This is a genomic window from Arthrobacter sp. 10T413_2, from assembly GCF_056394205.1.
Window position 1 is genome coordinate 1 of the sequence record NZ_JBFTHK010000069.1, and the last position, 22,362, is coordinate 22,362.

A 22,362-nucleotide genomic window follows, 5' to 3' on the forward strand; every position below is an offset into this window, starting at 1 on the left:
CGCCAGCACGGTCCACCATTTGCCGATTGCCTCGTCAAGGCGGATACCCTGGCCGCCCTTGGTGTTCACGCGGGGCTGGATGAACTGCACACCCACCGCCGAGTTGCGGTTATTTGCCGTCAGGACGGGGATCAGCTTGCTGGTGAGCCGTGCGCTAGCGGTACCGGGGGCGGCCGAGGTGGGGTCCACGACGACACCTTTGGTGTAGCGCGGCATCGGTTTGAAGCGCATCTCCGAGAAGTAGGACTTCACCTGGGGGAACAGGTTCAGGACCGCCGCTGTCGCATCGCGGGCGCCCACCACCACCGGATTGGTGGGCTTGATGACCGCACCCAGGGTCAGGGAGAGGTCGATCATGGCCTTGGCGTGGTCGCGGCGCTCGTCCTCGTAGGTGTCGAGCAGCTTCTCCCCCGCCTGGCCCCGCAGCACAGTGGACAGTTTCCAGGCGAGGTTGGTGGCATCCCGGACCCCGGAGTTCCAGCCCTGGCCCATCCAGACGGGCATCAGGTGTGCGGCGTCGCCGGCAATTATCTGGCGGCCTTTGCGGAACGTGCCGGCGATCCTGCCGTGGTGCGTAAAGACGCGTTCGCGGATCACTTCCAGGTCGCCCGGGTTGGGGACGTGGTCCTTGAGCAGGTTGTGGATGAATTTCTTGTCCGTGACCTGCTCGTCGGTTTCGTGGTCGAAGAGCATGAACTCCCAGCGTCGGATGGAGTGCGCCAGTCCGATGGACACGTAGGGGCGTTTCGGGTCCGCGCCCAGGAAGACGTTGGGGGTGCCCAGGGGGTCGTTCTCGACGTCGACCACGAGCCAGCGGGTCGATGGGGACTGGCCTTCAAAGGTTGTTCCAAGCCTCTTGCGGGTCGGTGACTTGCCGCCTTCGCAACCCACCAGGTATTTGGCCTTGATCCGCTTGACCGCGGTGGCTCCGCCGTTGTTGTATTCAACGGTGGCGATGACGGCGTCGGCTGTTTCTGTTGCGTCCACGACTGTGTGGCTGAAGTGCGCCGTGACGGAGGCGAAGCGGTCCAGTCCGTCGAACAGTGCGCGGTCCACCAGGGGCTGGACGAAACCGTTCTTGCGGGGCCAGCCGAACTCATCAGCCCTGGGCTCGTTGGTCATGATGACCTTGCCCCGGCCGTTGACCAATCGCATGATGTGCTGGGCGGTGGTGTGCGGCAGAACCGTGTCCGTCAGACCGACTGTCTGGACTGAGCGGAGGGATTCGTCGTCGATACCGACTCCGCGCGGGTAGTCGATCAGCTCTGGCAGCTGTTCCACGAGAGTGACGTCCTGGCCGTACATGCCGAGCAGGTTGGCGAGCATGAGTCCCACTGGGCCGGCGCCCACCACCAGGACGTCGGTTTCAATGTCGAAGTTGTTGCTTGTCATTTTGGTGCTTTCGCGTCGTTGCAGTTGGTCCTAGCGAGCCAGCATGAAGTCAAGGAAGATCTTGTTGAACGTGGCCGGATCCTCGTACTGGGGCCAGTGGCCGCAGTTTTCCATGATGGCCAGTTCGCCGCTGGGAATGAGGCCGGCGATCCGGCGGCCTTCGTCCACGGGGCCGGAGGGGTCCTTGGTGGTCCACAACACCAGTGCCGGAACCTTGATCTGGGCCAAGGCGTCGTCCGTGAGCATATTGCGCTTACGCGCCTCAGGGTCCTGGAGGGCCATGTTGGCCTCACAGGCTTTGAGCCAGTCCGGCTGCTGGAAGATGGCCTGGCGGGTGCGGATCAGATCGTCGGTGACCATGGCGGGATCGGCCATCAGCCATTCGAGGCGGGTCTTGACCCGCTCCCAGGACGGGTCCTTGGCAGCTTCCATGGACAGCGTGTACAGCCGCTCCATAACTACCGGGTTGGCCATCGTGCCGCCCATGGTGTTCAGGAAGATGCGCTCCACCTTCTCCGGGTAATCGACGGCGAACTGTGCCGTGACCCAGCCGCCCAGGGATTCTCCCGTGAGGTATGCCTTCTCGACGCCGATAGCCTCCATGAAGCCGAGGAGCTGCTCGATATAGTGCTTGATTTCCAACGGATGTTCGGGCTTGGCGCTGTAGCCGTGGCCGATGAAATCGATGGCCCATACGTCGAAGTGCTCGGACAGGGGCTGAAGGTTGCGGACGTACGCTTCGGCGTGGCCGGTGATCCCGTGCATGGCGATGAGCGTCGGCTTGGAGGAGTCCCCTGCGTGCAGGTAGCGGGTCCGGTACGGGCCGGCCTGGATGTAGCCCTGGCTGAATTGAGCTTGGGCAAGGTCGGACCAGACGCTGGTGTAAGGTCGCTCTGTCATGGTTGGAATCCTCTAGTTTGTGTATTTAACGCACTCTTTAAGGCGATAACGGCACTTCAATGGCAACAGCAGACCACAGTACTGAAGTGGTGTCACCGCCCTTTGCCGCCTAGTGGAATGTGAGCAGCCCTGGTTTGTCAGTTCTAGACTCAGCCGAGTCGGCTGGAAATACGCTCGGCCGCGGCAACAATGGCACTTGCGGCGCCTTCCGCGACTTCCTTCCGGGTCGTAATGAGGTTGATGCAGGCTGCGAGCTCCGGTCCGGAACCTCGTATTGGTGCACCCAGGCCATACATGTTTGGTTCAACCTCAGCGAACGTAATGGCATATCCCTTGGCTCTGGCGTCCCGGACAGCTTCGGCTTCCGATGGCAACGGCGGTTGGCTTGCTTGGATGGCGAGCCCTGCCGCTCCACGATTGAGCGGATGCCGGCTGCCCTGCGCAAACGAGACATGATAGGAGGGACCCCGCGGCTCCACCACCGCCAGTGCCACGGCGTCGTCCCCCTCCCTGACGAGCAGGGAGACAGTCGAGGACAGATCATTGGCAACATCGTGCAGAACCGGGAGGGCCGCGGCACGGATCGCATCATGCGCTGCGGATGTGAGCTGGAGCAGCCCTGCCGCGCCCCGGTAGCGGTTGTCGTCGCCTCGGTGTATCAGCTTCGCGTCGCTCAGCGTATTGAGGATGCGGTAGGCAATAGTGCGGTGCACACCCAGAAGCCCGGCGACGTCATTGATCGCAAGCCCGTCGCGTGCATCGGCGATTGCCTTTAACGCCTCCAGTCCGCGGGCAAGTGTCTGGGAGCCAACGGTCCTTGACGGGCCGCCGGGCAATTCTGTAGTCACACGGACATCCTAGTGACGAGAGAAAACCGGGTTTCACATTTTCCTGCTGTCATAACGGACGCCTGTTACGGCAGGAGCCACTTCTTTTTGTCATCGAGTGGTTTCGTAGTTGTACCAGCCGTTCCCGCTCTTGCGTCCGAGCCTCCCTGTTTCATACATTTCCTGCATGATCGGATGGGGCAGGTCTGCGGGGTCGCCGGTATCCTCGTAGGTGGCCTGGGCAATCATGCAGTTGACGTCGAGCCCTACGAGGTCCATGAGTTCGAAGGGACCCATAGGGTGGCCCAGTGCCGTTCTGGCGGCTGTGTCGATGTCCTCAATGCTGGCCACGCCGGAACTGTACAGTTCCAGCGCTTCGTCGCGAAGTACGCCCATCAGTCGATTGGCCACGAAGCCGGGGACTTCCTGCTTGATCAGGACCGGTTGCTTCCCGATCGTGCGGACCAGGTCCATGACTGTATCTACTGTCTCCTGTGAAGTCAGCGGGTGGCGGACCACTTCCACGCACTTCATCACCAGGGCGGGGTTGAAGAAGTGCACATTGCAGACCAGCTCTGGCCGGCTCGTTATCCTGGCGACCTTTGAAGAGCCGTAGGTGGAGGAATTGGTGGCGAGAATGGCGTGGGCAGGGGCGCTTCGGTCAAGGTCAGCGAAAATCTGCTGTTTGATTTCCAATTTTTCGGTGGCGGCTTCGATGACGAAGTCCGCCGTGGATGCGGATTGATCGAGGTCGGTACTGAAGCTGAGCCGGCTCAGAGCTTCCTCGGCGGCGGCCTTTGTCATGCGGCCTTTAGCGACAGAGCTGCCAAGGCGATCAGTAAGCTGCGCGCTCGCTTTTGCCAGTCCTGACTCCGCTATGTCCTGGATAGTGACATCATGCCCGGCCAGGGCAAAGACCATGGCGATCTGGGAGCCCATGGCGCCGGCGCCGACGACGAGTACGCGTCGGATCCCGGGACGTGAGGGGTCAGGGCTGAGCATCCTTGCCTCCGCGCAGGTAGACGGTTGTGGTGTGTGAGAAGAATTCCTTGGCGGCTTCGCCCTGTTCCTTCGGCCCGTAGCCGCTCTTCCTGGCCCCGCCGAAGGGAACGTGGGGGTCGGCCCCGGCTGATTCGGAGTTGATATGCAGGATCCCGACGTCGATCTCTTCCATGGCTGACAGAGCTGTGGTCAAGTCTTGGGTAAACAGTGCCGCCGAGAGGCCGAATTCGCTGTCGTTGGCCAACTCAAAAGCTTCCCGGGTTGATTGGGCACGGCGAACACTCAGCACTGGCCCGAAAAGCTCTTCGGTCCACACATTCTGCATACCGTCGTCTGGCAGCTCGAGAACGGTCGGGGCAATGAAGTGGCCTTCGGCCAGGGCGCCCTCGGTGTAGGGGTGCCCGCCGGCGAGGAGGTTGGCTCCTTGCGCGAGTGAGGTGTCGATTCCCTGCTGGATGGACTTGCGGGCGGACGCATTGATGACCGGCCCCATCTCGGTCCCGGCCGCCGTCGGATCCCCTATCGAGAGATTGGCCGCCCGCTTCCCGAGTTCGGCAAGAAACTCGTCGGCGATATTCTCGGCGACGATCAAGCGTGATGTGGCGGTGCATTTTTGTCCGGATGACCTGAAGGCGCCTAGCATCACCTGTTCGACTGCCAGGTCAAGGTCAGCGTCAGCGAGCACAACGGCGGCGTTTTTTCCGCCCATTTCGGCCTGCACGGGAACACCGCGGCCGGCGGCTTTGGAGGCAAGGCTCCTGCCCACACCGGTGGACCCGGTAAATGTCAGTCCGTCCAGCGCGGGATGTTCAACAATGCTGTTGCCTATCGCGCCTGGGCCTATCAGGAGATTGAGTACACCCGCTGGAAGGCCGGCCGCGCTGAGGGCCTGCGCAAGCCGCATGGCAAGCAGCGGAACAGTGCTGGCCGGTTTCCAGACCACGGTGTTGCCGTAAGCCAGTGCTGGGGCGATCTTCCATGCCGGGATGGCAATCGGGAAATTGAACGGGGTCACTACCCCGATCACGCCTAAGGGCTTGCGCGTCACCAGGATCTTCTCACCGCGCCGGGGTGAGGAATAGATCCCGCCGGCCGCGCGGTCTCCGTCGTTCCCGTAGTAGTGGAGGATCTGAGCGGCCCGCAACACTTCGCCTTCACCTTCGGTGCGGGTCTTGCCTTCCTCCCGGGCCAGTTCAAGTCCGAGGTCTGATGCGGACTCCTCCAGGATGGCGGCCGCGCCGAGCAGCACTGAACCCCTTTCATGGGCAGGGGTCCGGGCCCAGTCCCGCTTGGCTGCAGTGGCGGCTGCCATGGCCTGGTCGACCTCAGCCTCGCCTGCCTGGAGGCCGTGGGCGACAGTCTCGCCGGGGCGGGCCGGGTTGCTGCTGGCCACGGGGCTAGCGGTCCCGTCTTGCCAGGCCCCATTGATGAGGTGTTGAAGCTGGATAGCTGTTGTCATTGGGTTGCTCTCTCAGCGAAAGGCAGGAATGCCGGTGATCTTGTTTCCGACGATCAGCGTGTGGACCTCGTCGGTGCCTTCATAGGTGCGGACCGATTCCAGGTTGTTGGCGTGGCGCAGTGGTGAGTAGTCCAAGGTGATGCCGTTGCCTCCCAGCATGGCACGTGCATCGCGGCAGATTTTGATGGCCTCACGGCAGTTGTTGAGCTTGCCCACCGAGATCTGGTGTGGTTCCAGCATCCCGGCGTCCTTGAGCCTGCCCAAGTGCAGGGCGAGCAGGAAACCCTTGTTGATTTCCAGTGCCATGTTCACGAGTTTTTCCTGAGTGAGCTGGTAGCCGGCGAGCGGCTTGTCAAACTGCAGACGCTCCTGTGCGTAGGCCAGAGCTGTGGCGTAGCTGTCCCGCGCCGCACCCATGGCGCCCCAGATGATGCCGTAGCGTGCTTCGTTCAGGCACTCGAAAGGTCCCCTTAAGCCTTTGGCGTTCGGGAGCATGGCTTCTGCAGGAAGACGCACGTCCGTGAGCTCGATGTCGCATTGGATGGAGGCTCGCATGGATAGCTTCTGCTCGATGGGCGTCGCGGTGAATCCTGGCGTATCTGTGGGCACAATGAAGCCGCGGACGCCGTCATCCGTCTGGGCCCAGATAACCGTCAGCTTGGCCACGGAAGCGAGGCCGATCCACCGCTTGGAGCCGTTGATGATCCAGTCGTCGCCGTCCCTGTGTGCGAAGGTCTTCATTGCGCCAGGGTCCGAGCCAGCGGTCGGTTCGGTCAGCCCGAACGAGCCGATCGCTTCACCGGCAGCCATCCGGGGCAGCCATTCCTGCTTCTGTTCTTCGGAGCCATGTTTGTAGATGGCGCTCATGGCCAAGGAGCCCTGCACGCTGACAAAGGTGCGGAGGCCGGAGTCCCCTGCTTCGAGCTCGGCGCCGGCCAGGCCGTATTCTACGGCGGAGCGGCCGGCACAGCCGTAGCCCTTCAGGTGCATGCCGAGGAGGCCAAGTTTGGCCATTTCGGGGACAATTTCCAGCGGAAAGACGGCGGAGTCGTACCAGGCGGAGATGTTGGGCTTGATGGTCAAGTCGACGAAGGAACGTACGGAGTTTCGGAGCGCGATCTCGTCCGGGCTGAGTAGGGTGTCGAAGTTGAGCAGATCTGTAGCGTCGGTCATGGCTTCCTTTGGCGCGGTGTTCCACGAATGGGTGGTGATTAAGGCGGGACGCGTTACAGCCCGGCCGTCTGTCTTGTGGCGGGAGATTCCGTACTATCAGTGGCGGTCCCGGCAAGCCAGTGCCGCACCGTTTCGCTGTGTTCGCCTAAGAGGGGCGGGGCTGAACGGCGTTCCCGGAGTGGGGGCGTCCAGCTGATGGGGTGGCGGATCTGACGGCCGGTGACCTCACCGCTGGCATCATGGACGGGGATCGTGGGCTCCAAGCCCAGCGATTCTGCGAACTCCAGGGATTCCTTGATGCTTGCAACCTGTCCTGAGGGGACGCCTGCCCGGTTAAGGGTGTCTTGCCAGTCCTGGGCCCCCGAGGAGGCCAGCGCATCTTCCAGCAGGGGGATGAGTTCCAGGCGGTGCCGGATCCGTGCGTTGTTGGTCTGGAACCGCCCGTCTGCCGCCAAGTGGTCGAGGCCCAGGGCGCCGCAGAGCTTGACGAATTGCCTGTCGTTTCCGCACGCGACCGCCAACGGGCCGTCAGCACACTGCAGCAACTGGTAGGGAACGATCGACGGATGGTCGTTGCCCATCCTGGCCGGTACGTTTCCGGCGCCCAGGTAGCTTTGGCCCTGGTTGGCCAACGCTCCCTGCAGGCTTGAGAGCAGGTTGACCTCTATCAGTGCACCTTTCCCAGACTGGTTGCGCTCGTTGAGTGCTGCCAGCACCCCGATGGTTGCGTCTTTGGCGGTGAGGACATCTACGAGTGCCACACCCGCTTTCGTGGGATCGCCATCAGCCTGCCCGGTGATGCTCATCAGGCCTCCCAACGCCTGGACCACAAAGTCGTATCCGAGAAGGTCGGCTCCGCCTCCGCTGCCGAACCCGGTGACCGACACATAAATGAGGCCGGGGTTCGCTGCTGCCAGTTCGGCATACCCCAGCCCCAGCTTGGCCATGCCGCCTGGTTTGAAGTTTTCAACGACGACGTCGGCCCGGCGACTCAGCTCGCGTGCCAATTCGAGATCGTCCAGGTCCGTGAGGTCGAGGCAGATTGATTCCTTGTTGCGATTGACGCTTTCGAAGTAGGTTGCTCCGGTTGGTGAGAAGGGCGGCCCCCAGCTTCGGGTGTCATCGCCTGTGCCGGGACGTTCGACCTTGATGACGCGCGCCCCGAGGTCGGCCAGCGTCATGGTCGCCAGCGGGCCAGCGAGGACCCGCGAAAAGTCGGCAACAAGAATGCCGTCCAACGGCGCGCGCCTTGAGACTGACTGAGGGTCGCCCGGTGGCTGGACGGAATTTTCCTTCCGCTCTGCGCCTGGCTGTGATGTGGCAGGCACCGCTTAGCTGACTGCCGGGGCAGCCACCGACCCGGCGGAGCTGGGGATATCGCCGTGCTTGATTTCCTGATAGACGCGGGTACGCAGCTGGGCGAATTCGCGGGTCGCCTTGGTACTGATCTGATCGCGCTCCGCACCCAGATTGGTTTCAATGAGATCAACAACCTCCGTCGGTTTCTTACCCAGTACCAGAACACGGTCGGCGAGGTAAACAGCTTCGTCAATATCGTGGGTGACGAGCACGATCGTGATGCCCAAGTGGTTCTTCAGCTTCAGCGTCAGATCTTCCAGGTCCCCTCGGGTCTGTGCGTCGACGGAGGCGAACGGCTCATCCATGAGCACGATCGCCGGGGCGTAGGCCAGGGCCCGTGCGATGGCGACGCGCTGCTGCATACCGCCGGACAGCTGCCAGGGGTACTTGTCGACGTGGTCTTTAAGTCCCACCTCGACCAGTGCTTCCATTGCCTTCTTTTTGCGCTCTGCCTTGTCTTTGGTCGCTGAGCGCAGGGGAAGCATGACGTTGTCCAGAACAGAGAGCCACGGCATCAGCGAACGGGAGTAGTCCTGGAAGACAATAGCCATCTCAGCGGGCGGTTCCGTAACCACCTTGCCGCGGAGCGACACCGTCCCGCTGGTGGGGTTGGTGAGCCCCGACAGGCACTGCAGGAGGGTGGTTTTGCCAGCACCGGACGGTCCGACAATGCACATGAACTCACCTGAGCGGACGGTGACGCTAATGTCCCCGAGCACCTGGTGGTCGCCATAGCTTTTGCCGAGATTCTCCACGACGAGCAGCTCGTCAGTTTGCGCCGGGACGCGGCCCGCGAGCGGGGTTTGAGAGTTATTCATGTCAGGCTCCTAAGCGTTCTTCTTGTTGTGCCAGTCGAGGACCCGGGCCTCAACCAGGCGGAATCCGAAATTGAGGAGATAACCCAGCACGCCAAGCATCACAATGCCGGACCACATGTTCAACACCTTGAAGGTGCGCTGGGAGTCGAGAATGAAGTATCCAATTCCACCAGGGGAGCCGATCATTTCGGTGACCACCATGACGACGGCGGCAATGGCCAGTGCCACACGCGCCCCGGCAAAAATCTGCGGCGCCGCGTTGGGAACGTAAATAAAGCGAATCTTGTCTTTGAGCGGGATGCGGTAGCTGCTGGCCATCCTGAGCAGCACGGGCTCCACGGAACGCACGCCGTCGATGGTGTTCAACAGGATGGGCCACGTGGAGGCCAGTGCGATCATAAAGACCTTCATGCCGTCGCCGATGCCCAGGAAGATGATGGCGATGGGCAGCAGGGCAACGCCGGGTGTGGACCGCAGGAATTCCAGAAGTGGCCTGACCGCTTCCTCGAAACGGGGCAAGAGTCCCAGGAGGATGCCGCCGACGACGCCGACAAGCAGGGCCAATCCGAATCCGGTCAGGATCCGCGACAGGCTCGGCAGCATGTTCTCAATGATCCCGTCAAAGAACCACAGCTGGTTTACAGTCTCCAGAATTTTGGCCAGCGGGGGGAAGTAAAAGGACTTGCTGCCAGCCGAGAGTACGAGCCAGAGGACGATAAGGACGAATGGGAGCCAGATTTCCCAGGCAAGTGATGTGAGGCGTTTCATTCGGAACGCTCCCCTCGAATAATCGGATGCCACCAGAGGACCCGGCGTTGGAACAGGACGAGGGCCGAGTTGATTAGAAGGCCGATCAGGCCTGCGGTGATGGCGTAGGCGAAGACCTCCGGGCGTTTGAAGGCCTGTTCCATGTGGGACAGCTCCAATCCAAGACCTGGTGCCCCGCCGATGTATTCGGCGCTGATGGTCATCAGAAGAGCCATCGTCGCTGCCAGGCGCATTCCGGTGGAAACCAGCAGGGTCACACTCGGTGCCCAGAGGAAACGCAAACGGTCCGCAGTAGAAATCCGGAACACGCGAACCACCCATTTCAGCAAGGGTTCCACCTGCTTGGCCGCGTACATTGACTGGATGAGCAGCGGCCACACTGCGGCCAGAACGATCATCGTAATTTCCATCCGGCTCGTTGCCCCGAACAGCAAGAGAACAAGCGGCAGGAGCGCAATGGTCGGAATGGTGCGGAAGAAGTCGATCACCCATCGAGTGCTTTGGGTGGCCCGCACGGAAACCCCAATCAGCAGTCCGGCCGGGATCCCGATCACGGCACACAGCGCCAGCCCGATGGCCCACACCTGCAGCGTGTTACCCAGAGCGGTCCAGTACGCACTTGTTCCCCAAAGTCCGATCAGCGCCGCAAGGACGGTCACTGGAGCGGGAAGGCTTTCGCTGTCCACAAGCGGGCTCATGGACAGGAGCTGCCACAGGATCAGGACCGCGGCGATTGCCACCAGTTTCGGAATGGAGCCCACCCGGCGCAGCCCAGCGGAGGCGGAACCGCTTTTCCGGGATTTTAGCCGGGCGCCGGCCAAGGCTGCCGCGCTATTCTTTGTGGTCATTTCGCTCATGAGAGATCAGCGAGGAGGTCCTCGGCCTTGGGCTTGTTGGTCAGGATCCCGTACTTGACGGCAAGCTCGGCGACTTTATCAATAAGTGCGGGCGTCGTCGCTTCAGCGGCAAAGGTCTGATAGAAGGCCTTGTTGAGCTGTTCGGGTGTGTACTTGAGCTCCGACTGGGCCACCTTCGAAGCGAGCTCGCGGTTACCGTTGACCTCCTTAGCGGCGGCGTAGACGCTTTGGGCAAAATTCTTCACGGTGTCCGGGTTCTTCGCGATAAATTCTTCGGTGGCGACGTATACCGAACTTGGAACTCCCTTGTTGCCGGGCGCGTCCGTGTTGTGGACCAGCTTGACCTTGCCTGCGGCGATGGAGCTGGACATCAGGGGCTCAGCCGGCGTGGTCGCCTCTACGGTGCCCTGCATGACCAGGTCAATCGTCTGTGCGGAGGGCACCTCAACGAATTCGATCTTTGAAGAGTCTCCGCCCGCGGCGTCGACGAAGGCCCGGATGTTCATCCACGTCTGGGTCTTGATCGCAGGCACGCCGACCTTTCTGCCAACCAGGTCCGCGGGCGAACTGATCGGGCTGTCGGCCTTGGCCACAACACCGGCCGCAGACGGGACGCCGTTCTCACCATTGGTGGACTGCTCGCCGTTCACCGCAATGATCTTCACCGGCAGGCCCTGGCTGCGGGCCTGCATGAAGGTGATGGTATCCATCTGCGCTACCTGCAGTTCGCCGCTAAGGAGCTGGGGAACGGCATCATTGGCGGACTTATTGACAACCGGAGTGACAGTCAGGCCGTCGCTGCCGAAATTTCCCCCGCTGATGGCTACTCGAAGCCCCAGACCGGAGAGCGTGGGAGTGGCGCCAACCTTCAGGTCCTTGACTTGGTCAGCTGCGGCCGGCGCGGGCGCCGCACCTGATTCTGAACCGCACGCACCGAGCATCATTGCGAGGGCGACGGTCGCTGCAGCGGCTGCGGTGCGGCGGCCCCGGGCGGGCGAGTTGGTAATGACGGACATGGGAAAACTCCGGTCTCGTGTAAAACGGAATGGGTTGTGCTGTGCATCACTTATGTAGTGCTTGGTACAGAATGCTACGAAGGTCGGGATCCGCGCGCAATGAATCTTTCCACATGGCGCAAAACAGGCCAGGACATCTAGGCGCCGAGTGCGCTTTCGAGCTGGCTCGCTGCGCGCTGAAGCGCGGCAGTGGACTGCACAAGGTTGGTTTGGTGCGTGCGCGCTGACATGCTGATGGCAGCCACCGCCACGCCGCGATGGACGATCGGTGCGGCCACGCATACTTGGCCAAGGACGGATTCCTCCAGGTCGTAGCCCAGTCGCGTCGAACGAATGTCCACGAGCTGCTTCTGGAGCAAGCGGGGGTGCACGGCGGAGTAGCGCGTGAGGCGTGGAAGCGGTCCTCGCAGGACGTCGGCCATCACCTCTGCAGGCTGGAACGCGAGCATCGCCTTTCCCAGGGCCGTGCAGGTCGCAGGCACCCGGCCGCCAATGGCCGTGGGGGCCGGGACGGTCCGAAGTCCCACGATCTTGTCCACGAGGACAATCTCGGCGCCTTCGAGTACGGCCAGCCGCACAGTCATGCCGGTCGCCGCGTAGAGCTCGCCCAAATATGGCGAAGCCTGCTCCCGCAGGCCCTTGGGCTGGCACAGTGCCACCTGGTTTCCCAGTTCGAAGAGCTTGTCTGCCAGGCGATAGCGAGTGCCTTCCTTGGAGACGAAGCCACCTTCAACCAAGTAGGCCAGCAGTCGGAAGGCAGTGGAAGTGGGAACTCCCACCCGGCGCGCAATCTCACTCACGCCCAGGACGGGGCCTCCGTCGCGGAAGGCGTCCAGCAGCTGGAGGGCCTTAAGGACTGAGGCCGTACCTTGGCCTTCACCTTTGACCCCTTCTACCCGGGAGACGTCGCGAAGATCATGCCGGTCTTCTATTACTGCTGTCATCATTGACTCCACTTCCGTCCAGTGCTGGACCTGCCCCATCCTTGTCAGCTCCAGCGAATTCCGGTGAGCTGACTCACTTCTGTAGTGAATGGTACACTGATTGTAACGAGCGTTCCACAAGCTGGCAATGCCCGCTTCAGCCAGCAGCAGAAGTACGATGGGTGGCAGCGCTTCGCTCCCGCCCTCCGCGGCACAGCCCTCCGAGGGGAGACTTTATGAACACCAGCCGCCGCAACGCCCGCGGTGAAGCCAGTCTGCAACGTATCCTTCAGTCCACCGTGCAGCTTGTCAGCCGGTACGGGTACGACAACACGACTATCGCGAGGATTGTCCGGTCCACTGAACGCCCCGCAAGCTCGATCTATTGGTTTTTTGAGAACAAGGACGAGCTGATTACGGCAGCCCTGGAGAATTCGTATGCGCGAGTCGCCCCCAGCCGACGTTCGTGGGAAGAGTTCAACCCTGCCCGTCCTTTGCTGGACCAGTTGAGGGATGAGCTGGAACCGGAGCTTCGCGCATCGGAGTCCGAAGATCCGCTGCGGCTGGGCATCATGCTGGCATTGGAGGGAAGCGCTGCGAACTCGAAGATCCAGGAACCCTTCCAGCGCCGCCGGGCTGGTGCCCAGCGGCGTATCGAGGCCTGGTGGGCCGCTGCCTTTGCGGTGCAAGAGACGTCTAAAGGACTCGACAGGACCGCGGGAATCGGGTGGATGGGGAGGTTGACCATGGCCTTTCTCGACGGGCACTACATCTCCGACGTCGCCGTCGAGGACCGCGATGCTGCCCGTCGCAGCACCATTGTGGCGCACGCCCTCGCCGGCGCCTTCGGCATGGCTTCCGGCCATACTGGCCAGCTCTTCCCGGAAAAGGAACCGTATGTTCCTCTCCCCGCCGAACCGCCGTCACCGGAGACAGGGCCGGAAGCCGTCAACCTCCTCCGCGTAACGCGGGCCTTGGTCGCCGAACACGGCTATGAAGGTGCCACGATGAGCCGGATTTGCGAAGCAAGCGGCATGCAGCGCAGTTCCGTTTACTGGCGGTACAAGGACAAGGACACGCTGATCAGGGCCGCCGTCGCAGAACCATTCCTGGACCTGCTGACCCCTCTCCGTCAGTTGCCAGTGACGAGTGAACGCTGGCGGGAGGAGTTGTCCTCCGCGCTCTCCACCGTGCTGAGTCACGCCCATGCGCAGCCGGACACGGTCAAAGGCGGCCTGCTGCTTAAGCTGCAGCGCTGGGACCCGCCAACTTCTGGCGGGTCAGCGGTACTTGCCGGCACCGCTTCAGCAGAGGCGCAACTGGCCGGCTGGTTCGAAGATGTTCTCCCTACGGCCGGGCAGAAAGATCCTATTAGCCAGCACCTCGCCTGGCTCATTGCACGCCTTTGCGAAGGACTCATGCTCGGTTCGGCACTGGGGCACCCGGTGCCGTCCGACTCCGTCGCTGGGATTCTGGTTCCCATGCTCGCTGAAGCTTTCGAGCACTGGCAGACGCAGGTTTCCGGAAGCGCCTGATGGCCCCGCCTCTGGACCGGCGGGGCCATGGTGTGCCACAAGCTGTGCCTGCAGGCGGAGTCAGTAACTGGTGACGGCGGCGGCCGTTTGAGGACGGGCAGCACGAAATTGCCCCAACAGGTCATCGGCCGCCCGGATCAGCAACGAGGAGTCAACACCGACACCGGCGAAGGTGACTCCATTGTTCAGCCACCCCTGCGCCGCGGAGACATCTGTAAGCATGATGCCGCTCGGAGTACCGGCACGCCTGGCAATATCAACCCCCTGCTCAATGGCACGGGTGACGTCAGGGTGCATGCGCTGCCCCGGATGTCCCAGATCAGCGGCAAGATCAGACGGACCGAACAACACGCCGTCAACCCCCTCCGTGGCCACGATCTCCTCAAGGTTCTCCAGTGCCTGCTTGGTCTCGATCTGGACTACGAGGCAGATGTTGTCGGCGGCTGCCGGAATGTAATCCGTCAGGCGGCCCCAACGAGATGATCGTCCGAGTCCACTGCCCATCCCCCGGACGCCGTACGGCGGATAGCGCAGTGCACGAACCAGTTCCGCTGCCTGCGCAGCGGTGCTGACCATCGGAATCAGCAGATTCTGAACCCCTATTTCCAGGTACTGCTTGATCAGGGCCGTGTCACCATGGGGCAACCGGACCACTGCCTGGGACAGATCCTGGGCGCGGTCCCCCAGCAGCGATCCTGCGGCAGCGATGCCTTGCAGCTGTGCCAGTACCGAGCGCAGGTCGTTGGGGCCATGCTCTGCGTCCAGAAGTAGCCAGTCGTATCCGCAGCCTGCAAGAATCTCGGCTGCATAGCCGTCAGCCAGTACGGACCACAGCCCTATCTGTATCTCACCCGCAGCCATTCTCTGCTTGAAGCGGTTGGGCGGGGTTTCTCTAGTAACTGACATCGGTCTCCTTGGTTCAGAGCAGTTGGAAGGACACAGTTCCGAGCGGGCCGTAGTCCGCCTGGATGACGTCACCTGAAGCCAGCTCCACGGGCCGGGTAAAAGACCCAGCCAGGACCACTTCCCCTGCTTCGAGCCGATCACCAAAACCGTGCAGCCGGCGCGCAAGCCACGCAACCCCGCTGGCGGGATGGCCAAGGACTGCGGCCGCAACCCCGGACTCTTCAACCACGCCGTTGAGGTGCAGCAACGCACTGACCCAGCGCAGGTCGACCTCATCCGGACGGACCGGTGTTCCGCCCATAACAATCCCGGCGTTGGCGGCGTTGTCCGAAATAGTGTCGAAAACCTTCCTGGGGGCGCCGGTTTCACGGTCAAGCTGTTCAATGCGCGCATCGATGATCTCAAGGGCGGGCGTTACCCGGTCCGTTGCGTTAAAAACATCGTTGATGGACACGTTCGGCCCTTCGAGCGGGCTCTTCAGGAGAAATGCCAGTTCCACCTCCACGCGGGGACGGATAAACCGCTCTGCCGCGATCACCTGCCCAGCTTCGTAGACCATCTCGTCAAAGAGCGTTCCGAAGTCAGGTTCGTTGATCTGGCTGCTGACCTGCATCGCCCGGGACGTCAGTCCGATCTTGTGCCCGATGATCCGTTGGCCCTCGTCCACTTTGATTTGGGCCCAGGCCCGCGAGACGGCGTAACCGTCGTCCAGGCTCATATGTGGGAACCGCTGTGAAAAGTGACCGACCTGCTCCCTTTTCTGCTCTGCTACATGCAGTTCCTCTGCCAGGAGACGCGACGTTGACTGGTCAAAAACCATCATCTGACTCCCTCAATTTGCAGAGCACCCAGAAATTCCTGGGCCACTTGGTTGAATCGCTCCGGCTGTTCGAATTGAGCCCAGTGGTCGCATTCTGCCATTTCCACCACAACGCCATTCGGAATCAGCCGCCCCAGAAGCCTGGCGTTGTCCAGGAACATGTTGGGGGCGTCAATAGCGGCGATGATCATGGTGGGCTGTTTCAGCTGCGCCCATTCGTCGCGGGACAGGTGCTGCCCGCCTGCGGTGAAAGCCAGCAAATGCCCCATGGCCTGCGCCATCTCAGGCTGTTCATAAATGCGCAATCGAACGCCCACCAAGTCATCGATGAGATCCGCAGGATTCAGCATTAGCCCGCCCATCGCAGCCGAGACCGATTGCCAGGAAGGCGTCTGTGCAGCGTCCTGGCGCCGGCGACGTACATCGGCACCGAAATCCTTTTCCTCGTCGGGATCCACAACCACCCCCGCGGGGGCAACCATAACCAGCCGGGAGACCCTGTCCGGATGGTCCACAGCGAGTCTCGCTCCAACCCAGGAACCGAGGGAAACACCAATCACTGCCGCTTCCCGGATGCCGAGGGCGTCCATCGCAGCCAGCGCGTGCTCCGCGTAGTCCTCAATGAGATAAGGGCGGTCCGGCTTGTCCGTGTAGCCGCAGCCGAGCATGTCTATACCGATGACGCGATGGCTTTCGGAGAGTGCACCGAAGTTGGCGCAAAAGTTCTCAAGGCTTCCCGCGGTTCCGTGAAGCAGAAGAATTGCAGGACCCTGGGGATCCCCGGCCTCGAGGTAACGTGTGCGGACCCCGTCCGCATCGACCCAGCCCAGGGTATGCGGAACTTCATTGAGGTAAGTCCATACGCTGCGATAGCGTCCAGTGCTCGCTTCACCGGTCATGGTGGAGTCCTTTCTATGGATCCTGCGGCGGAGTGAGCGCCACAAATTCGCCTCTCGGCATGGGTGCGTGAGGACCAACACTAGAGGCGCAGCGGGAAGCGGGGAATCGTTTTATGCCGCATTATGGAATGACCGGTCTACGGGTTTGAAGCGGTCGCTCAGGCCGGCTTCCACCAACCAGATCGTCAGCTGAAAAAAGAAAATTCGTTCCTTCCGCTATCTGGAAGACAACCCTCGCGGTCGTGCCCGGCGTCGGCATATGCTCCCGGTAACACCGTGTCCTTGCACCAAGGAGAAATTTGATGCCCACCACAACCCAAGCTGATACCAAGAGAGCCGCGGACTTCCATGCGCCCCGTTCCGAGGACTGGAGCGAATACCGGCGTCGGGCGCTTAATGAGGGAGAGAAGTTCCTCGCTGCGGTCGACGGCATCGTCGACGCCGTCCGCGACGGCCGCCAAATCTCAGAACGGGATGGCCGTGTTCCGGACGATACTGTCAACGCGATGCTCAGCACTGGACTCTTCCGTGCCTTCACCCCGATGCAGTACGGTGGCCTCGAAATGGATCCCGCCTCCTTCTTCGAGGGCATTATGCGAATAGCAGAGGCGGACAGCGCCGCCGCATGGATTGCCGGTCAGCTAAACGTGCATTCTTTTGAAATTGCTCTTATGGACAAGCGGATGCAGGACGAGTTCTGGGGTGAGAGTCCTGACACTCGTGCATCAAGCTCCTACGCCCCGATCGGCAAATATGAAGCAGTGGAGAACGGATACCGCCTGAACGGCACATGGACGTTCTCCAGCGGCGTGGACCATGCACAGTGGGTCATCCTCGGAGGCGGGGACCGCAACTTCGTCGTCCCGGTCAACGATGTTGCAATCGACCAGGACAGCTGGGACGTTCAGGGCCTGAAGGGCACCGGGAGTAAGTCCGTGACGCTTAGGGATGTCTTTGTCCCTGGATACCGCACTCACCTGCTGATCGAGACCTACAACGATGCCAATCCCGGGTGGGAAGTTAACAACCGCCCGCTGTACTGGGTATCCTGGCTATCGCTTTTCAACTCAACTCCAGCCAACACGGCCATCGGCACGGCAGCTGGGGGGATTGAGACATTTATCGAGCAGTCGCGGGTCCGGCTGACCCGGCAGGGTACCGGCGCACCAGCGGCTCAGAACCCGTTCCTGCACCTGAAGGTGGCCGAGGCCCGCACACGCGTCCGCACCGTAAAGAACCGTCACCTGAAAAACTGGCACGAACTGTTCGACGTCGCCTGTCAGGGGCAGGAAGCCAGCTCACTCGAACGCATGCGCGTCAGGTTCGAGGCCGCTGACTCGATCGCCGCCAGCTTTGAATCCTTTGCCGAAATCTGGCCGATAGCAGGGGCGGCGGCATCCTCAAGCGCTAACCCCCTGCAGCAGACCATGCGGGACCTCATGGCGGCGCGAAACCATGGCTCCGCAGGCAAAGAAATCGCCGCCGGTCAGTACGTCAAGGAGCTCTTCGGTCTGCCGCCCGCACCGTTCTGCGACTTCGGCACACTCAGCTACTACAAGTAAGGTCCCGGGCCCTCGTGAGCCCGCTTCCGCACCCTGAAAGGACCAGCCAGATGAATCACGCAATTGACCTGTTGCACTCCCCCGGCCCCGTCGAGGAGGGCAAACCCGCCGACGACTTCCGCGCCTTCCGGCGCGCACTGGGCCAGTTCGCCACCGGTGTCACGGTGATTGCTACTAGTGCCGGTGACGAGATGGTAGGCATGGCCGCGAACTCGTTCTCCACGGTCTCCCTCGACCCGCCCCTGGTGCTATGGTCTATCCGTAAAGAATCCAAGAGCCTCTCCGCCTTCCTGAACAACGGACACTTCAGTATTAACGTCCTCGGCGAGGACCAGATGGAAATTTCCGGATTATTTGGCCGTCCGCAGCCTGACCAGTTCGGCCAGGCGAAGTGGAATGCTGGAAGCCACGGGGACCCGTTGCTCGAGGGCGCCATCGCGCACTTCGAATGCGTGACCGAGTCCATTGTCGACGGCGGTGACCACCACGTCATGATTGGCCGTGTAGAGCGTTTCGCTCGGTTCGAGGGCGCCCCGCTGCTGTTCGCTCAAGGACAGTATGGTGTTCCCGTTGCCCATCCGGAGGCGACACCGGCGCCAGTGGCGCCGTCCGCCAATGGCAGCCAGGAATCCGAAGAGTCGCTGTTCCTGTCCTTGATCAAGGACGCGGATAATCACATGTCCGCCCTGTTCCACGAGCACCGTCAGGAACTTGGGGTAACCGTCGCCACCGGCCGGATCCTCAACCGCCTGTCCCAGGGTCCCTGCGCCACCGATGTTCTCGAGTTGGAAACCTTTCTGGGAGAAAGCGCCGTGGAAGACGCCTTGACCGAACTCGCCCAGAAGGGCCAAGTGACTCAATTGCCCGACGGCGAGTGGGACCTCACCGGTGATGGCCGGGAAGTACGGGCCGCACTGCGGCGCAGCGCCGAACAGTTTACGGTTGAGCAACTCCAAGGGATCCCCGCCCAGGACCTGGCTACGGCCGAACGTGTCCTCGGCACCCTGCTTGGACGCGGAGGCACAGCCTGATGACCCTCTCGCCCGTGCACTCGCTCCAGTCAACCGGAGATTCCACTATGCCTTCCATCATCGACCAGTTGGTCTCGCACGTACTCGACACTCCGTTCGAGGCCTTCAATGAGGAGACGATTCTTGCGGCCAAGAAGCGCCTGATCGATGCCTTGGGCTGCACAGTGTCCGGAGCCGGCGCTTCGGGAAACGATGCCATGCTCAACATCTTCAGCGAATGGGGTGGAGCTCCGCAGGCAACAGTCCTGGGATCAGGGACGAAGCTGCCCCTTCCACATGCGGCGATGGTGAATTCGCTGCAGACGCGGTCCTTCGACTTTGAAGTGTGCGGTCCGGAGCCCGAAGGGATAAACAAGGGCAAGATGGTGGGCCATGTCGCCAGCACCACTGAGCCCCTGGCCCTGAATGTGGGCGAATACACGCACGCCCCGGGCAGGGAAATGCTCGCGGCAGTGATCCTGGGCGGTGACGTCGCAGCACGCATCTCCGTCTCCAACACGTTTAACTTTGATGCCGACTTCGAAGTGTGCGGGACCTCCAACGCGTTCGGTGCCGTCGCTGTAGCCGGCCGTCTTATGGGCCTGAACCACGACCAGCTGCGCAACGCTTTCGGGATCGCTCTGAATCTGATGGCCGGCTCTTACCAAGGCATCTGGGACGGTGTGCACTCCTTCAAGCTTCCTGGGGCAGCGGCCGCCTACAACGGTGTCCTCAGCTGCCAGCTCTCGGTTGGCGGATTCTCCGGAGTGCAGGACGCGCTCGAGAGCAGGCTTGGCTACTTCAACCTGTACTGCGCTGATCCGCACCCTGATGTCATGCTGGCCGACCTCGGATCTATTTTCTACGTCAAGGGACAGCACAAGCTGCACCCCTCGTGTTACGGCAACCACAATCCGATTGAATGTGCCTTGCTGCTTCGCGACGAGCACGACTTTACGGCCGACCAGGTGCAAGAAGTCTTCCTCGATGTGCCTCCGAACCGGATCGATCATTTCCTGAACCAGGTGGCCACCGCGGACGACCAGCAGCCAAAGTTCCTGTTCACAATCCCGTACGCAGTGGCGAACGCCCTATATCGCGGGCGACCAGAGCTTGAGCACTACACGGAAGCATTTATTCACGACCCCGCCGTGCTCGATCTGACGGCGCGGATAACTCTGCGGGCTGGTCTGCCCATAGGCAAGAACCAATCTGTCCGGATGACCGTTCATCTGAAGGATGGCCGCGTTGTCGAAGCCTTCCGCGAAGACCCCGCCGGTTGGCTCGACACCCCAGTGTCCTACGAGGCACTCGTCGACAAGTACTGGCGGAATATCCGGTTCTCGGGACTGGTCAGCGAAGACCGAGCCAAGCATGCCCTCCACCTGATTGAAAACCTCGAGCAGGTCACCGACGTGACCGACCTCGCCGCCCAGCTGACCCGCTGAGCATCCCACAGAAAGCAAAGGACAAGAACGATGACAGAAACCACCACAACGGCCGCCGAGCAAAAGACCGAGTTCAACCCCCGGCTGGCGCACCTGGGCATCTTCTGCAAGGACTTGGATGCCATGGTCGAGTTCTACTGCCGCGAGTTCGGCATGATCATCAGCGACTCCGGGCTCGGAAAGTCCGGCAAGGCCGGAATCCAGCGCCGCGGCGCCTTCCTCACAGGCGACGCTTCAGAGCACCATCAGCTGGCACTTATTGAGGGCCGCGATAAGGACACCCCGCCCACCACGGCACAAATCTCCTTCCTCGTCCCAACCCTCAGCGAACTACGGGCCTTTTGGCGCCACGACGTCAAGACGGGAATTCCCGTGGAGGTAGTCAAGAACCACGGCAACGCCTGGAGCATCTACATCGACGATCCGGACGGGAACATGATCGAGGTCTACACCCACTCCGAGTTTTACACTCAGCAGCCTCTCGGAGAACCTTTGAACCTGGACGACAGCGAAGACGAGATTTTGCGCCAAACGATGGAATTGGTCAAACAAGATCCCGAAGCCCGGCCCCGTGCCGAATGGATGGCGGAGCAGGCCGACAAGCTGAAGGCAGCACGGGTCGCTTTGGCCTCTTAGTGCCTCAAAAAATTTCAGATGCCATCCCAGGGAGCCACCCCGGCTCCTTGGGATGGCATCGCTCACCTTGCTGACCTCCCGCCTCCGCTCGTCGAGACCGAGCCATTGTCAACCACCTGGAGAAGCCCGTATGGCCCGTATTGAGTATTTTGAGCCCGAGAACGCCTCACCCCAGATCGTCAAAGCCCTAGAGGGAAAAAAGAAGCTAAACATCTTCCGAATGATCGCCAATTCCGACGGCGCTGGCGCAGAGGTTCTTGCGCTTGGGCAACGGCTTAGCCATGGTTCCACCTTGGACCACGTCGACCGCGAAGTTGTTATTCTCCGTGTTGGCCACCTCTCGCAAGCCTCCTACGAGATCCAGCAACACACGGTCGTAGCCCGCCGCGTGGGACTTTCCGACGCAAAAATCCAAGCCATCGGCGACTACCCAAAAACCGAGTATGCATTCGACCACTCCGAAATTGACCTGATTGCTTTCACCGACGCGGTGGTGCGCGAGACGACGCCCCCCGAAGACGTCTTCCGCCGCGTCGAGAAGAGATTCACCAAAAGCCAACTCGTAGAGCTGGTGCTGCTCATCGGTTTCTACATGATGGTCAGTCGCGTAATGAACAGCTTTGAGATCGACCACGAGTCAGGACCCGTCGAGACGTTCAAGATCCAGCTCGCCTAGCTTTCGCTCGCGCCTTTCGGTAGGGCCATCCGGGAAACTGCACAGCGCGCGGTCTTCAAGGAACCTCGAGCCCTTTCTGACTGCAACGCTTCCGCGCGGTACAGACACCCAGCCAATGCTTAGGACCTTCATCGATGACACCATCTCCAGCATTTCCCCTTGTAGCCTCTCCTGGACGCGAGGCGTCTCTGCTCGCTTCCGTGCCTACCGGTCTGCTGATTAACGGCCAGTGGCGGGAGGCGTCCGACGGCGGCACGTTCGACGTCCACGACCCCGCTACGGGGGAGGTGCTCGCCACCCTGGCCTCCGCGACGAGCGAGGACGCCCTCGCCGCGCTCGACGCCGCCGACAAGGCCCAGGCCGCCTGGGCCCGGAC

22 protein-coding genes are annotated in these 22,362 nt (G+C 61.7%); 7 read left to right on the forward strand and 15 right to left on the reverse strand.

Annotation, left to right across the window (positions count from 1 at the left end; translation table 11 throughout):
• The 12 genes from mhpA to AC1DBQ_RS12565 form a co-directional block, all read right to left on the reverse strand.
• Nucleotides 1-1,392 (reverse strand): bifunctional 3-(3-hydroxy-phenyl)propionate/3-hydroxycinnamic acid hydroxylase MhpA (gene mhpA / locus AC1DBQ_RS12510; RefSeq protein ID WP_476928803.1); only part of this gene is annotated, 1,392 nt, incomplete at its 3' end.
• A 30-nt stretch (nucleotides 1,393-1,422) separates the two neighbouring features.
• Nucleotides 1,423-2,292, reverse strand: a complete 870-nt coding sequence (locus tag AC1DBQ_RS12515) for an alpha/beta fold hydrolase (protein ID WP_476928804.1) — start codon at nucleotides 2,290-2,292, stop codon at nucleotides 1,423-1,425.
• Between the two features lie 149 nt (nucleotides 2,293-2,441).
• Nucleotides 2,442-3,140 carry an IclR family transcriptional regulator gene (locus AC1DBQ_RS12520; protein ID WP_476928805.1) on the reverse strand — a complete coding sequence of 233 codons (699 nt, stop codon included), beginning with the start codon at nucleotides 3,138-3,140 and terminating at the stop codon, nucleotides 2,442-2,444.
• Nucleotides 3,141-3,230: 90 nt separating this feature from the next.
• Entirely contained in the window at nucleotides 3,231-4,121 is an 891-nt protein-coding gene (locus AC1DBQ_RS12525; protein WP_476928806.1) for a 3-hydroxyacyl-CoA dehydrogenase family protein, read from the reverse strand.
• Nucleotides 4,108-5,580, reverse strand: coding sequence for an aldehyde dehydrogenase family protein (locus AC1DBQ_RS12530; RefSeq protein WP_476928807.1), 1,473 nt, complete (start codon nucleotides 5,578-5,580; stop codon nucleotides 4,108-4,110). The genes AC1DBQ_RS12525 and AC1DBQ_RS12530 overlap by 14 nt, the downstream gene beginning before the upstream one ends.
• A gap of 12 nt (nucleotides 5,581-5,592) precedes the next feature.
• A complete protein-coding gene (locus tag AC1DBQ_RS12535; protein ID WP_476928808.1) occupies nucleotides 5,593-6,753 on the reverse strand; it encodes an acyl-CoA dehydrogenase family protein in 1,161 nt (386 codons plus the stop codon).
• A gap of 53 nt (nucleotides 6,754-6,806) precedes the next feature.
• Nucleotides 6,807-7,982, reverse strand: a complete 1,176-nt coding sequence (locus AC1DBQ_RS12540; RefSeq protein ID WP_476928823.1) for a CaiB/BaiF CoA transferase family protein — start codon at nucleotides 7,980-7,982, stop codon at nucleotides 6,807-6,809.
• 102 nt (nucleotides 7,983-8,084) lie between these two features.
• The gene (locus AC1DBQ_RS12545; protein ID WP_476928809.1) at nucleotides 8,085-8,930 is read right to left on the reverse strand and encodes an ABC transporter ATP-binding protein; all 846 of its coding nucleotides are present in this window, start codon (nucleotides 8,928-8,930) and stop codon (nucleotides 8,085-8,087) included.
• A gap of 9 nt (nucleotides 8,931-8,939) precedes the next feature.
• Nucleotides 8,940-9,698, reverse strand: coding sequence for an ABC transporter permease (locus AC1DBQ_RS12550; RefSeq protein WP_476928810.1), 759 nt, complete (start codon nucleotides 9,696-9,698; stop codon nucleotides 8,940-8,942).
• A complete protein-coding gene (locus tag AC1DBQ_RS12555) occupies nucleotides 9,695-10,546 on the reverse strand; it encodes an ABC transporter permease (RefSeq protein ID WP_476928811.1) in 852 nt (283 codons plus the stop codon). Before AC1DBQ_RS12555 ends, AC1DBQ_RS12550 begins: the two co-directional genes overlap by 4 nt.
• 5 nt (nucleotides 10,547-10,551) lie before the next feature.
• Nucleotides 10,552-11,571, reverse strand: a complete 1,020-nt coding sequence (locus AC1DBQ_RS12560; RefSeq protein ID WP_476928812.1) for an ABC transporter substrate-binding protein — start codon at nucleotides 11,569-11,571, stop codon at nucleotides 10,552-10,554.
• 137 nt (nucleotides 11,572-11,708) lie between these two features.
• Nucleotides 11,709-12,515 (reverse strand): IclR family transcriptional regulator, encoded by an 807-nt coding sequence (locus AC1DBQ_RS12565; RefSeq protein WP_476928813.1) that lies wholly within the window; start codon nucleotides 12,513-12,515, stop codon nucleotides 11,709-11,711.
• 215 nt (nucleotides 12,516-12,730) lie between these two features.
• Between AC1DBQ_RS12565 and AC1DBQ_RS12570 the strand changes: the two genes are divergently transcribed.
• Nucleotides 12,731-14,029: a TetR/AcrR family transcriptional regulator gene (locus tag AC1DBQ_RS12570; protein WP_476928814.1), complete on the forward strand. Its 1,299-nt coding sequence runs from the start codon at nucleotides 12,731-12,733 to the stop codon at nucleotides 14,027-14,029.
• A gap of 60 nt (nucleotides 14,030-14,089) precedes the next feature.
• On the opposite strand, the gene AC1DBQ_RS12575 is transcribed toward AC1DBQ_RS12570, so the two are convergent.
• The 3 genes from AC1DBQ_RS12575 to AC1DBQ_RS12585 are packed head-to-tail and all read right to left on the reverse strand — an operon-like array spanning nucleotide 14,090 to nucleotide 16,654.
• Nucleotides 14,090-14,890 carry an HpcH/HpaI aldolase family protein gene (locus AC1DBQ_RS12575; protein WP_476928815.1) on the reverse strand — a complete coding sequence of 267 codons (801 nt, stop codon included), beginning with the start codon at nucleotides 14,888-14,890 and terminating at the stop codon, nucleotides 14,090-14,092.
• Nucleotides 14,891-14,948: 58 nt separating this feature from the next.
• A complete protein-coding gene (gene hpaH / locus AC1DBQ_RS12580; RefSeq protein ID WP_476928824.1) occupies nucleotides 14,949-15,755 on the reverse strand; it encodes a 2-oxo-hept-4-ene-1,7-dioate hydratase in 807 nt (268 codons plus the stop codon).
• Nucleotides 15,755-16,654 (reverse strand): alpha/beta fold hydrolase, encoded by a 900-nt coding sequence (locus AC1DBQ_RS12585; protein WP_476928816.1) that lies wholly within the window; start codon nucleotides 16,652-16,654, stop codon nucleotides 15,755-15,757. Before AC1DBQ_RS12585 ends, hpaH begins: the two co-directional genes overlap by 1 nt.
• A 302-nt stretch (nucleotides 16,655-16,956) precedes the next feature.
• Between AC1DBQ_RS12585 and AC1DBQ_RS12590 the strand changes: the two genes are divergently transcribed.
• The 6 genes from AC1DBQ_RS12590 to AC1DBQ_RS12615 form a co-directional block, all read left to right on the forward strand.
• On the forward strand, nucleotides 16,957-18,216 hold the full coding sequence (locus AC1DBQ_RS12590; protein WP_476928817.1) for an acyl-CoA dehydrogenase family protein: 1,260 nt from the start codon (nucleotides 16,957-16,959) through the stop codon (nucleotides 18,214-18,216).
• Nucleotides 18,217-18,266: 50 nt separating this feature from the next.
• Nucleotides 18,267-19,247, forward strand: a complete 981-nt coding sequence (locus tag AC1DBQ_RS12595; protein ID WP_476928818.1) for a flavin reductase — start codon at nucleotides 18,267-18,269, stop codon at nucleotides 19,245-19,247.
• Nucleotides 19,248-19,294: 47 nt separating this feature from the next.
• Nucleotides 19,295-20,674: an MmgE/PrpD family protein gene (locus AC1DBQ_RS12600; protein WP_476928819.1), complete on the forward strand. Its 1,380-nt coding sequence runs from the start codon at nucleotides 19,295-19,297 to the stop codon at nucleotides 20,672-20,674.
• 30 nt (nucleotides 20,675-20,704) lie between these two features.
• On the forward strand, nucleotides 20,705-21,310 hold the full coding sequence (locus AC1DBQ_RS12605) for a VOC family protein (RefSeq protein WP_476928820.1): 606 nt from the start codon (nucleotides 20,705-20,707) through the stop codon (nucleotides 21,308-21,310).
• Nucleotides 21,311-21,440: 130 nt separating this feature from the next.
• Entirely contained in the window at nucleotides 21,441-21,986 is a 546-nt protein-coding gene (locus AC1DBQ_RS12610) for a carboxymuconolactone decarboxylase family protein (RefSeq protein WP_476928821.1), read from the forward strand.
• A 134-nt stretch (nucleotides 21,987-22,120) separates the two neighbouring features.
• Nucleotides 22,121-22,362 (forward strand): aldehyde dehydrogenase family protein (locus AC1DBQ_RS12615; protein WP_476928822.1); only part of this gene is annotated, 242 nt, incomplete at its 3' end.